The sequence below is a fragment of the Candidatus Methylomirabilota bacterium genome (genome assembly GCA_028870115.1).
Taxonomy (GTDB): domain Bacteria; phylum Methylomirabilota; class Methylomirabilia; order Methylomirabilales; family Methylomirabilaceae; genus Methylomirabilis.
Map to the genome: position 1 here is coordinate 1 of JAGWQH010000092.1, position 12235 is coordinate 12235.

A 12235-nucleotide genomic window follows, 5' to 3' on the forward strand; every position below is an offset into this window, starting at 1 on the left:
ACCAGGAACAGGATCACGGCGAAGGCGAAGAACTTATAGGTGGCGCGCTGGGTTGGACGAACATAAGCGTCGCCCTTGTTTTCCAGGTCGATCGTGGTAAGCGACCAATCCCGTCCGTTGAACGGCTCGCCGGGCAGAGACTTCATTTCACCGTAAACGTACAGGACCAGCATGGTACCGCAGAACAGCACGAAGATCGAGAGGAAGCTCCAGATATACGTAGCATACGTGGGGATGTTGCCGGTCTCAGGATCGTACGGCCAGTTGTGTGTATAGCTATAGGTCTCACCCGGTCGATTCGCGCCGGCGACCCAACCACCCCAGAAGAAATAGCCGGCTAGCGCCTTCAGGTCGGCTGGATTAGTGATGTAACTCTTGATCCGTCCCTTCTGGAACGCCTCATCATAGGTCGGATCCGTAAACATCCGTGTGTAATGGGTGATCAGCTCATTGTACGCAAACACCTGGGCCGGGTTAAGGCGAATCACGTTGGCGGTAGCGTCATAGCCGTTCTCGTGGATCTCCCGCTTAACCCGCGTCGCGATGGCGTCCCGATCGTTCTGGACCACAGGGCGCTCTTTCGCGACCTCATTCTCATAGTACTTGCTCATAGAAACATAGGTCATGTGCAGAGCTTGGGCGCTGAAATCTGGTCCGCGCTCTGCGCCATCACCCCAGAAAGAACCATACGTCATCAGACCCTTAAGGTGAAAGACTTGCTTGCCCCGCTGCATTTCCCACTCGGGAATCACCGTTTCCCCGCTGGTAGCAGACACAAAATTAACCATCGGGGGAGCTGATGTATAAGTCCACACCCCAAGAGCAATTAGCCCGATGACACTGATGGCAGTGACGATCAAAGCATGAAGCCACCAAAACTTCTTAATTAGTAGTGCTTGTGCAAATGTCCTTTCAGTCTTACCCTTCGTCGCAGTTCCGCTGGGATTCGGACTCATCGTTTCCTCCTGTGGCTCTCCCTCAACTGAGGTGGCCACTCTTGCATTGTTATTACGGTGCCGTCTTTAGAGTTGTGAACACCCCAGCCGTCGGGGGCGCACGCGCTTCGCGAGGCGCATGCAGGCCGCGGGTTTGACGGCGCACGTCCGGTCGACCAGACGGTAACCCGTTGCCCTGCTTGTTGATCCGTGTCATAAGGTTCATGGGGAACGCCTCCTATGCGCTAATATTGCGATCCCCGGTAGACTTTGTAAATCCTGCGATCGAATCAATCCGCGATGCATATGTACTATACTTTTTACTATTCCCGATGTTGCTCGTAAATCCTGCGATTGACTCAATATGATGATGCATATACACTACTCAATAGGTCTCAGACTGGTTCTGGGCATCAACACATTATATAAGATATATAAAACAGGGTTTGCTCGACCGGACAGTCATCGGCTGGTCTGTTTGTCGATCTACGGCGCCGCACTCATGGGACCGCTTCTTCCAGAACGGGATCATGAGTCCCCGCAGGCTCTGTATCGCTCATGCAATCGACTCAATTTTTCCGATTGCGCCCATCACGCGGCCTTGTGGGGTTCCTTCGTAGCTCCGGGCGCCGGTCCAGTCTCCGTACGAGTGGTGGGCTCTCGGCGCGCAATCTCGTTGACGTAGGCCACGGCTTCCAGTCTCGAATGAACCTTGAGCTTGCTGAAGATGTTCTGGATATGGTTTCTTACGGTGGTCTTGCTGATAAAAAGCTGCTCCGCGATGGCCGCCGTCGTTGCGCCAGTCCGCATCAGAGTGACGACCTGCAATTCCCGCCGAGTGAGTTCACCGATGGGGGATACGGTCTTCTCGCTCATTGTGAGTTGAGTCTGAGCCAGTTGTTGGCGAACGAGCACCTCAAGCTGGTGTGCCGCAGTGACATCACGGAAGAGATGAACAACTGTCGGAGGTTGGTTGTCCTCACACGGAAGGGCTACGCAGCTTACATCAATCCACAGCGGTTTGCCAGTCCTCGTCCGGGTAGCCATCTCAAAATGCTGGATCAGGTCTCCGCGGCTCAACGTCATTTTGAGTGGACAAGGCCACTGACAGAGCTGATTACCATTACTGTCACGGCCATTGAAGAACTCGCGGCACTGCTGTCCGACGACTTGTTGTGCGGAAGCTTCCAGGATAGTTTCAGCAGCCCGGTTGCAGAACAGAATCTCACCAGACGGGGCGCTTACAAACACACCATCGGCCGTCTCCGCGAAAAACTTGAAGGCAGCCTCCCGCGGTTCTACAGGCTGTACACTTTTCGGCTCGCTTCCCGAACCTTTTTCATCCAGTGCAGGCTGATGCTCGTATTCTTCATCCGGACGGCGGGCAACCGCCTCGCCTATACGGGCGCCGCCATCACGCCGCTGGCCTGTCCGAAGGGCTCGTACCGAACGTTTCGGTCCGTTGGCTGAGTGCACCATAGGTTTAATATACAGTCCTCGTATGAGACCTGTCAAGTCGAAAAAGAGACACACAAGGAATACACATCCGTGCTTTCAGCCCTCGACTCTCTCGCCGTCATTCGCGCCCATCTGCAGGGCAGTCTCGATTGGGATGCGTTCGACCCGGTACGGCACGCTGAAAGCGGTTCGACCACTCACCAGTAGCGGATCGAATCGGGCGGGTCACGCGTCGGGCCGGCGGTGACCAGGATCCCATCGCCACGCTACTCCGCACTCTGCATGCTCGACAGCAGCATACCGCTCCGCACCTGCGCCCCCATTACCGGTCAGGCGTTTTTAACGGAAAGAGCCGCCCGGGCCGGTTTCCAGAACCCGCGACGGCCAGGCGCAGAGCGAGAGAATGCGTACGCGGGTGCGAGGCCGGGCCGGCCGAAGAAAACCCTTGACAGGGAGACGCGGGCTGTGCGATAGTGGCGCCCGATATAAGGTCTAGGCCCTGCCGCAGGTCTCCCCGGCGGCAGGGAAGCCCGCGTACACCAGGCAAGGATCGTCTCATCAGGGCGGGGTCACTTCGGTCCCCGCATCAGCAAAGCGCTCTGAGTTCGGGAGCGCGGTGGTTAACCTAATGACGCAGAGGGAGGAGGATCATGGCTCAAAGTAGGTGGTGGGTTCGTGGTGTCGTCCTAGGCAGCGCTCTGCTGCTCGCCCCGGTTGGAGCGTGGGCCGACAAGTTGCAGGATCTCGAGCAGAGATACGAGGACCAACAGACATCACTCCAGCAGTTGCATCAGGAGGTGCAACGGCTGCGGCAGGAGCGGACCACGCAACAGGCAGAGACGGACAGGCGCGTGATGGAGGTGGAGAAGAAGGCCGCCGAGACCGCGGCTTCGTCACTGCTCACCGGGTATGAGCCCGGGAAAGGGTTCTATCTGAAGTCAGCCGACGGCCAGTTCCGACTGAACCTGGGCGGGTACCTCCAGACTTGGATGCAAGTTCAAGGGTCGCGAAAAGAAGAGGACTTCCCATCGGGAGACGCCGCCGCAGCCAGGCGGCACCAACCGAGCACCTTCAGGGAGCGCCGCACCCGGATCATCTTGAGCGGGCAGGTCTTCAAGGATTTCAACTTCTACATCGAGCCGGAATTCTCCTTCGGCAAAGTTGCCGAAAACCCAGGCCACAACACAGACGTATCGACTACAGGTGGGACGCGGCTTGAAAACGGCTGGGTCGCCTACACGTATGCCCCTTGGGCACAGGTGAAGGTAGGGCAGTTCCGGAACTTCTTCAGCCTCGAGAAGAGCACCGCTCCTTACGATCTTGACTTCGCCGAGTGGGCGGTCGTCCCCAGAGCGCTTGCCCCGGGTCTGCAACTGGGCGCTTTAGTGTCGGGCAATCTCAACCTCCCCATCATGAACATGCCGTTTTACTACGGGGTGGGGATCTTTAACGGCTGCGGTCGGATCGACCAGTGCCAAAACGGTGTCGCCTCTCAAGGCGACAAGGAGTTCGCTGGGCGATTTGCCTTTTCACCTCCAATGCCTTTGGGGAATCTGACCATCGCGCTGAATGCCGATTACCGCAGTTTCAGGATTGTAAATGGGAACGGTGAGACCGATGAAGAGGGTGTCACCACTGTCGCGCAACTCGCCAATGGCCAGCGGTTTCACCGCTTCAATCCGCTCCAGGCGACCGACTGGAGATTGGCCGGCGATGGCCTTATTGGCACGAGTAACGGCTTCCTGATCAACGGCAACCGCGTCACCGGCGGTGGCGACATCGTATGGGACTTCTATCCGTTTATGATCAAGGGCGAATACCTCTACTCCACGCAGGAGCGTGATGGATTGGTGGGCGCCACTGGGAAGCCGCTCGATAACCTCATTATGCAGGGTGGGTATGGGACGATCGGCTACTGGGTCTTCGGCAACAAGCGCAACGGCCTGCAGGCCATCGGTCGTTACGAGCATATGCGGATCGATGACCGCACTGGCGTATTTGATGCGCCCACCGCGGATCCCAACGAGCGGCCGATGGAGATGCGTTCCGGCACCCTCGGTCTGAACTGGTATGTCAACCCCGCCGTCCGATTGCGGGCTAACTATATCCTCACCGATGTCCGGCCGGGCCAGAATACTATCGGGGTGAGCAATAGCACGCATGGCGAGCTAGTTCACCAGGGGATCGCTGAGGTACAACTCTTGTTCTAGCCGACAGATTAATGGCAGGCTCTCAGCCGAAGCTCGCCAGATGCGACACCCAATTTGGTTGGCATCTGGCGAGCTTCGGCATCCTGCTGGCGGCACATTGTTCATGTCTGAATCTTGCGTCGAGAGAGGGCAGTTGACACACAACCTAACCGTTCTCAGCGAAATAAGGGAGGGCAACCAATCATGAAGTTCGTCACATTAGCTAAGGTAAAACCAGGGGCATGGTCCAAACTGGCCCACGATCTTCCTGCCGCCTGCTACGAGGGGATGAAGTCGGCTTACGTCACCTACGGCCAATACGATGTTGTATTCGAATGGGAGGCGAAGGATATGGACACGGCAAATAGCATCATGAAGCACATGGCCGGATCAGGCCTTATCACATCTGAGACGTTAGTCGTCGCTTCGACCCTGAAGGAGTTCGATCAGAAATAGCCCTCACCCTTGCCGTCATAGCAGGCAACCGTCCTTCTATCCGGCTTATCACATGACGCGCCAGATGCAATCGACACCAGAAGCTTGAAAGACGCCTAAAAGCTTGATCGACCTGCCGTACAGACAAATTACACACGTTCCTTTCCGAATCAGTCCGCATCGACCTCCGTTTCGACCTTCGCAAGCCTCCATAGCCTCAGACTGTTTCAACCCTGTAGAAGTGGGGCTTGACAAACTTATAGGCTTGCTTTACCCTAATTATGTATTGGTTAGCGGTGGACGCAGCCAAGCGCTTGGGTGCTGAAAGAGAGAGCCGGACAGGTTGTCCGCTCTTATCATTATTATCCGTTATTGAAAACATGGACAGGCCGATGAGAAGGAACCGGTGGGTTGATCAGCATAGTGAGAGTAACATGAGAGACTTTAAGCTAAGGAGGTGTTATCCCTCATTTATAACGTCCTCGATGCTGGACGCCTGGCTTCGGGGCGGTGGGGTAACACAAAGGAGGTCAATGCCGTGAACAAGCGTTACGTAAAGGTTGCGAGCGTGGTCGCCTTGGTCCTCGTGGTCACGGCCGTAGCCTTCCTCCCGTTCTACTGGAACCCCCAGAAAGCCTCCACCCAGGTCATCTTCAGTGACTTTATGGATTTAGTGGAATCCGGGCAAATTGCCGGGACGGTAATCTTCAATGAAAACAGCCATACTATCTATGGCCATGTCGCGTCCGGACAGCACCTTCGGACGGTCTACAGTAAGGAGGCGACGGAACCACTGCAAGAGCTGTTAAAGAAGAAGGGGATCCGCTTTGCGATCGAACCGCCAGCCGGCGGCTCAATCTGGCTGGGCCTCCTGTTCAACTTCTTGCCGTTTCTCGTGATTATCGGCCTGTTTGTGATGATGAGCCGTCGATCGCAGATGGGCGGTGGCGGAGGCCCGATGGCGTTCGGCAAGTCCAAGGCTAAACTCCACGATGCGTCCAAGCCAAAGGTGACATTCGCGGACGTAGCCGGGGAGGAAGAGCCGAAGGAGGAGTTGCTGGAGGTCATCGAGTTCTTGAAGCACCCTCAAAAGTTTCAGGCGCTGCACGCCAAGATCCCCAGAGGCCTGTTGCTCGTGGGGCCTCCAGGCTGCGGAAAGACGCTCCTCGCCAAGGCGGTCGCCGGGGAGGCCGGGGTTCCGTTCTTCTCGCTGTCTGGATCCGAGTTCGTGGAGGTCTTCGTGGGAGTGGGCGCTAGCCGCGTCCGCGACCTGTTCGAACAGGCTAAGAAGAATGCCCCCTGCCTGGTCTTCATCGACGAGATTGATGCGGTGGGCCGCCACCGTGGGGCGGGCCTCGGCGGCGGCAACGATGAGCGCGAGCAGACGTTGAACCAGCTGCTGGTGGCGATGGACGGCTTCGAGGCCAATATCGGAATCATTGTGATCGCCGCCACCAATCGGCCTGACATCCTCGATCCTGCGCTGCTGCGCCCAGGGCGGTTTGACCGGCGCATCATCGTGGACAACCCGGATAGCAAAGGTCGCAAGGCGATCTTGCAGGTGCACTTGCGCGAGATACCGCTGGCGCCGGACGTGAACGTCGACGTACTCGCCAAGCAGACGCCAGGATTTTCTGGAGCGGATCTTGCCAGCGTGGTGAATGAGGGTGCGCTCCTCGCCGCCCGACGCGACAAGGACCGCGTCAGCATGGTCGACTTTGACGAGGCGGTCGAGCGCGTGATCGCCGGGCCCTTGCGGCGCAGTCGCGCCTTGACTCCAAAGGAGCGCGAGATGGTAGCCTACCATGAGGCCGGTCACGCCATTTTGCGGAAGCTCCTTCCCAAGGCCGATCCGCCCCATAAAGTGACGATTGTCTCGCGCGGGATGGCGCTCGGCTATGTGATGGGGGCCCCTCCGGAGGATCGATACACCCGCACGCGGTCTGAACTGCTGGCGGAGGTCAGTGTCGGCATGGGTGGCCGCGTCGCGGAGGATTTGGTCTTTGGCGAGATTACCACCGGAGCCTCAAATGACTTTGAACAAGCCACCAACATGGTTCGCCGAATGGTGACTAACTTCGGCATGTCGGACAAGCTCGGTCCTGTCACGCTGGGCAGGCAGGGCGGGCCGGTCTTTCTCGGCCGCGATATGATCGACAGCCGAAACTATAGTGAAGAGATCGCCTTCCAGATCGACCAGGAGGTCCGCCGCATCATCGATGAGTGCTACCAGGTAGCCCGCCAGACGATCGAGGCAAACCGGGAGAAGCTGCAGCGGGTGGCAAAAGCCCTGATCGAGCGCGAAACCCTCTTCGCGGAGGAGTTGGACGACGTGATGGCTGGGAAGGTCGTGGCCTTGGAGCCACCGCGGCCGGCTACTGCTGAAGCGCCCGCCGAGGCGGCAAGCACTGAAGCTGCTGCTGCGCCCGGTGCGCCGGCGCCACCGGCGCCACCGGCTTAACTGATAAGCCGAACTTCGGTTCACAACAGTACTCTACTCTTCCAGCAAATAAAAACCCTCTCACGAACATTCACTCTATCGTGAGAGGGTTACTTTTTTAGCCGGTTTTATTATATCGGATTCAGGCGGCCTTCTTCTTTCGTCTTACATAGAGTACGGCACCGATAGCCACACCGGCAGCAGCCGTCACCAGGATAGCCGGATTGCCCATCATGGCCGAGGTGCCACCGCCCTTCTTAGTCGTCTTCAACCCAACGGTGAAGGGAAAGCTGAAGGTCGAGTCGTGGGCATGGTACGTCTCCTCCTCTGCCGTGCTGGCGTGTTTCTGACTGACCGCCTCGACGGCGCCTCCAGCGTGGGATCCGCCATGCTCCTCAACTTCCACAACAGCTCTATATTTCCCCGCCCGCGCAAAATCCGTCTCCGCTTTCACCACGCCAGAAGGATAGACTTGTTGGGGGACATACAGGACCGTTTCGGAGTCACCACGCTCCGAAGCCTCGACAACCCGAACCGCCACCGGGATCCGTCGAAGGACATCACTGATGAGGTCAAAGGTCAACGTCGCCTTTCCCGTTCTCGGAATATCCCGGCAGTAGGACTGAAACTCTTCCTTCATCGCATCCAGGTACCGCTTCAGATCCGCATCCTTAAGTTCCTTGAGCTGAGCAAGCTGAGAGGCCCCTCCCGCAGGCGCATGCTGATAGGCGCTGAAGTGGACGAAATACTGCCCCTTTTCCATCGAGCAGAGATCGTTCTCGGTGATCCCGCCCATGCCACCTCCACCGTGAGCCCATGCTTGCGACGCTCCGGCCGCCGCCATTAGAACCGCACACCCAATCGCAGCTACATACTTCATGCCTTCTACCTTCTTCTCCCTCGTCCCTTCTTGGCGTTCTCGCCTTCTCCTCACGTCGGTGTCGGTAACATGGGAACGACGTTGCGGTGGGGGTCCCACCCACTGAAATCCCCGATATCGGAACCCAGAGGATGGAACCCCTCCCCCCCCGCCACCGCCTATGCCTGGTTCACCAGAGTCATGAGGACAAATATCAGCATAACAAGCAAAGCAATGTTCATCCCTTGCGCAGCAAATTCCATGATCGTCTCTCTCCTTCCGCTATTTGTATTGGGTAGTTGGTCGCCACTTGCCGCCGCCCGACAAGGCAGTTGCGCCACCCTCAAAGGACGGGATCACGGGACCACCAACCTCAACAATCTGCCGGTTCTTATCAGCATCAAAGAACTCCGCCAGGCCGCCGTACCGGCTGTCTGAGTCATAGATCAACTCGGCCAACCTCTGATACTCCCATTCCGCGTCGGTGGCATCTACCGATAACGTGGCGGTCTGGCCAGGATTAATGGGGCCGGCAGGCTCCACCTTGATCTTAAGCCGCGAATCGGGAAACAAAGCCGGATCCCGGAACTGCAGATTAGCCGTAATGAATCCCCCCAACTGCTGAGGCCGGCTCGAGCCGTTCGTAACCTCCAACACCATCCCAAGAGACCGCCCAGGCACGGTATAGACTGCGGTGATAGGCCTGACCTTCACGGTGGCTTGAGCGTACGGGGTAAACGCCGTCGTGGCCTTGAGGTCAGGGGTATCCATCCGACCAGTCTGGAGTGGAATCGTGATGGGGTAGGCACCATTGGTCGTAACATAGCCAATGGCCACTATGAGGACCGTCGCGACCATGAGCACGAGTCCCACCGTCTTATCGCCCGGGCTCACAAGGTCTTCCTCAGGTACGACCCCCACCTGGAATAGACGTCGCACAAACGGCCGCCTTACCCACCACACCAACCAGAATATTCCGATGAAGGCCCATAGGGCCCACCAGCCGACGACCCTCCCAAGCCCAAAGCGTTCCATGTCGATCGTCTCACCGGAGATGGTGGTGACGTTATTTGTAAAGTTGCTCCAATCGCCATCAACAGTAACAAATTGACCTCCACCAACCAGGGGCCCTCCACCTTCGATATTCACCATCGGGTGAACGTGATAGGTCCCGGTGACCCGCCCCATAATCACCTCTTTATAATCGTAGTCGCCGCCAAGCTTAGCCTTGGTGGAGTTGATCACGGGCATGCCATTCATCCATGCTTCCTTCTTGAGCATTGATGGCCCCGGCACCGAGAAGTGGAGAAAGATTGAATCGGGGTGATAGACGGCCCTCGGCCATTCACTGAATGCATGGAACTTCCCGGAGAGTTCCATCGTCTCACCGGGCTTCACCCGCGTTTTTGACCAGTTAGTATCGTAGAACGTTATCGTACGCATCCGCATAAACGGCTCCTGCGACCGCTCACCATGAGCCCATGCCGTTCCAGCGGACACGGCGATCGATCCAATCACGATCGCCGACAACGCCGCTCGTCCTATCCTCATTATTATCCTCCTGCCAACTTGTGGGTAAGGGTCAACTCGTTCGCACCGCAGCGCCACGTGGAGCCTTGTCTTGACTCTCTTGAGTTATAGCTGGCTTCAGGAACCACCACGGTACGCGTTGATGACAGCTACGTCCGCGAGAGCCATACTGGCCTACTGATCACCTTCCCCATCCACACCCACCAGAGGTATATGATCCCGCTGATGAACCCGGCGAAGAACGAGGAGACCGGTGTGACATCCCTTCCGAAGGTCCGCAGCGTCCCCCGTTCTACGATCCTGATGTATTCGGGCGTGGCGGAGCGCACATACTCCATCCCCATCAGATCAGCGATCGACATGAGCGGTCCGCTTGGATGCTTCACAGCCAAGTGAAACGGCGCGAGCCAGGTCCAGTTCGAGGGATAGAACAAGAGGGACCACCCCATGCCGCCGAACAGCGCCGTAAACATGTAGCTCCCTGTCATCATAAGTGTCACGTCCAGAAAAATCGCGCTGGGGATCATCAGACCCGGAGTGGTAAAAGTGACCGGAAACCAAGCCCACATATAGAAGTTGAAGACCCTATTCATCCATTGACCGAAGTGAAGCGTCATAACGCAAAAGGTGGCGCCGATTGGAAGCCGCATCTTCTCCCACATGAAATATTGCGTCGCGGCAGGAAAGGTGATCAACAGGATCGGTGTCAACGTGACCCACCAGCGCCGATCCTTCCAATCCAGCCAGAAGTCCCAGTCGCCGACGGTCAGCATCTGGTGAATGTGATACCCCGCAACCGTGCCCGTGAACGCGGCAACTATAACGATAATATCGAACTTCCGTTCCAGGCTTAGAGCTTGCGATTGTGTCAAGAGCGCCATAAGCTCTTCCTCTCCTTGAAGGGAGGGGGGCGGAATTACCACCCCCCCTCCACTTATTGGCTATGTGAACTTCGAGGACCTTCAACAAACGATCCTCAACGTGTGTCGTTACGAGGCCGATTTTGAGGCCCACCCAGCCACTATTTTATTATCGCTTGTGATCTTAAGCAGTTCAACGATGCGCGGGCACATGGCCGCCGCCACGCCATACACCCCAAAAAGACACCAACCGAGCGTGACAAAGCCCCAATGTAGCGGCGCCACGAACAGCTCCTCCATGATCCAGAAGGTGTGGCCCCACTCGTTCAGCGCCACATTCACAAAGATCATTGCAGGGCCACCGACCGTCAGGATGAACGGTAGAGAGTGCGCCTTAGCAAACAGGGGGAGTCGAGTCCTGGCCCACATGTAGGCGTTAATCCCGATGATAATGTAGATCGGGTAGCTGAGGTAGAACTCGATGATGTGGCTCGGCGTAAAGTCCGTATCGCGGATAACGGTCTGGTGCCACGTCCCGTCCTGCTCGGTAAAGAAGCTGGCGCCCCAATAGACGGCCCAGGCAAACGTCACGATCCACATCCCGAGACCCCAGAACCGCCTCAGCTCCTCCTCCGGCGTGATGCGATCCAGATTCCGATCACGAGTCTTCCAGATATAGCCCAAGGTGAAGGTCAGCACCGACGCCTCAATGATCAACTCGCCGATGAGCATGTTCCACCAGTAGACCCGGAAGTCCTCAGAGAAGAAGTCAAGGCCTTTCGACCACGAGAAATACTGTTGGTAAATGCGAATCAGGATGTAGAAGATGCTGATAGCTACCTGGCATTTAAAGAAGGTGCCCCAGCCAAACATCTGTTCAGCCGACTCAGCACGCTTAGCGGGTGCGGCTTCTGTCCTGTACTGTGCCATTCGATTGTTCCTCCTTACACTCTGCTCAATACACTCTGATCAATTACATTACGTAGACTATACTACCCGTGGAACTACACATCCTCTTGCTTTCTGTTGACGCCGATTCTCACCTCCTTTGCCGCCACTGACGTAACAGGTTAAAGTTTGAGGTCGTTGTTGCTCCAGAAGCATCGCTCTTCGGAAACCCCGTTCTAAGAGGTTATTAGCATATGTCGCCCCCGGAACCCCTGTCAAGTCCTTTTTACCTCCCGAGATCTTTAATAACCCGACCCCGCTGACGCCCGTCCTTCTACTCATTCTAAGATGTCAAAAGGCAAAGATGGTGCCAAACGTCGTTAGAATGTGAATCCAGTCTGCTTTCACCTGTGAAATTAAGAAGTTCGGACAATGACTTCGAGAAGACCCAATCGATTTCTAAATAATTTCTAGTTAATTTTCATTAGAACGTTCTATTATGCAACACCTGTCCGACGACACCTGTCTCACGGTGAGTCAATCTGGATCTGCCGTTTCAGCCCAAACTGCTCCAGCTTGCGGTACAGCGTGCTGCGGGAGATGCCGAGCTGAGCCGCCGCCTGCGACAGGTTGCCGGCGCA

10 protein-coding genes are annotated in these 12235 nt (G+C 56.7%); 3 read left to right on the forward strand and 7 right to left on the reverse strand.

Annotated elements, in window-relative coordinates:
* The coding region (locus KGL31_10100; protein ID MDE2322249.1) for a nitric-oxide reductase at positions 1-956 on the reverse strand (956 nt) is incomplete at its 3' end.
* Between the two features lie 570 nt (positions 957-1526).
* Positions 1527-2414 carry a PAS domain-containing protein gene (locus KGL31_10105; GenBank protein MDE2322250.1) on the reverse strand — a complete coding sequence of 296 codons (888 nt, stop codon included), beginning with the start codon at positions 2412-2414 and terminating at the stop codon, positions 1527-1529.
* Between the two features lie 629 nt (positions 2415-3043).
* Between KGL31_10105 and KGL31_10110 the strand changes: the two genes are divergently transcribed.
* The 3 genes from KGL31_10110 (at position 3044) to ftsH (ending at position 7478) form a co-directional block, all read left to right on the forward strand.
* Positions 3044-4603: a hypothetical protein gene (locus tag KGL31_10110; GenBank protein MDE2322251.1), complete on the forward strand. Its 1560-nt coding sequence runs from the start codon at positions 3044-3046 to the stop codon at positions 4601-4603.
* Between the two features lie 183 nt (positions 4604-4786).
* On the forward strand, positions 4787-5038 hold the full coding sequence (locus tag KGL31_10115; protein MDE2322252.1) for a GYD domain-containing protein: 252 nt from the start codon (positions 4787-4789) through the stop codon (positions 5036-5038).
* A gap of 517 nt (positions 5039-5555) precedes the next feature.
* A complete protein-coding gene (ftsH, locus tag KGL31_10120) occupies positions 5556-7478 on the forward strand; it encodes an ATP-dependent zinc metalloprotease FtsH (protein MDE2322253.1) in 1923 nt (640 codons plus the stop codon).
* Between the two features lie 121 nt (positions 7479-7599).
* On the opposite strand, the gene KGL31_10125 is transcribed toward ftsH, so the two are convergent.
* The 5 genes from KGL31_10125 to KGL31_10145 form a co-directional block, all read right to left on the reverse strand.
* Positions 7600-8337, reverse strand: coding sequence for a hypothetical protein (locus KGL31_10125; protein ID MDE2322254.1), 738 nt, complete (start codon positions 8335-8337; stop codon positions 7600-7602).
* A 261-nt stretch (positions 8338-8598) separates the two neighbouring features.
* Complete coding sequence (locus tag KGL31_10130; GenBank protein ID MDE2322255.1) at positions 8599-9867, reverse strand: methane monooxygenase/ammonia monooxygenase subunit B; 1269 nt, start codon at positions 9865-9867, stop codon at positions 8599-8601.
* Positions 9868-9995: 128 nt separating this feature from the next.
* Positions 9996-10727, reverse strand: a complete 732-nt coding sequence (locus KGL31_10135; GenBank protein ID MDE2322256.1) for a methane monooxygenase/ammonia monooxygenase subunit A — start codon at positions 10725-10727, stop codon at positions 9996-9998.
* 108 nt (positions 10728-10835) lie between these two features.
* Positions 10836-11636 (reverse strand): methane monooxygenase/ammonia monooxygenase subunit C, encoded by an 801-nt coding sequence (locus tag KGL31_10140; protein MDE2322257.1) that lies wholly within the window; start codon positions 11634-11636, stop codon positions 10836-10838.
* A gap of 485 nt (positions 11637-12121) precedes the next feature.
* A partial coding sequence (locus tag KGL31_10145) for a hypothetical protein (protein MDE2322258.1) occupies positions 12122-12235 on the reverse strand: 114 nt, incomplete at its 5' end.

What these genes read in the sequence shown, in the direction of transcription:
- KGL31_10105 (MDE2322250.1), bottom strand. Translation starts at nt 2,414, where the DNA reads ATGGTGCACTCAGCCAACGGACCGAAACGTTCGGTACGAGCCCTTCGG.
- KGL31_10110 (MDE2322251.1), top strand. Translation starts at nt 3,044, where the DNA reads ATGGCTCAAAGTAGGTGGTGGGTTCGTGGTGTCGTCCTAGGCAGCGCT.
- KGL31_10115 (MDE2322252.1), top strand. Translation starts at nt 4,787, where the DNA reads ATGAAGTTCGTCACATTAGCTAAGGTAAAACCAGGGGCATGGTCCAAA.
- KGL31_10125 (MDE2322254.1), bottom strand. Translation starts at nt 8,337, where the DNA reads ATGAAGTATGTAGCTGCGATTGGGTGTGCGGTTCTAATGGCGGCGGCC.
- KGL31_10130 (MDE2322255.1), bottom strand. Translation starts at nt 9,867, where the DNA reads ATGAGGATAGGACGAGCGGCGTTGTCGGCGATCGTGATTGGATCGATC.
- KGL31_10135 (MDE2322256.1), bottom strand. Translation starts at nt 10,727, where the DNA reads ATGGCGCTCTTGACACAATCGCAAGCTCTAAGCCTGGAACGGAAGTTC.
- KGL31_10140 (MDE2322257.1), bottom strand. Translation starts at nt 11,636, where the DNA reads ATGGCACAGTACAGGACAGAAGCCGCACCCGCTAAGCGTGCTGAGTCG.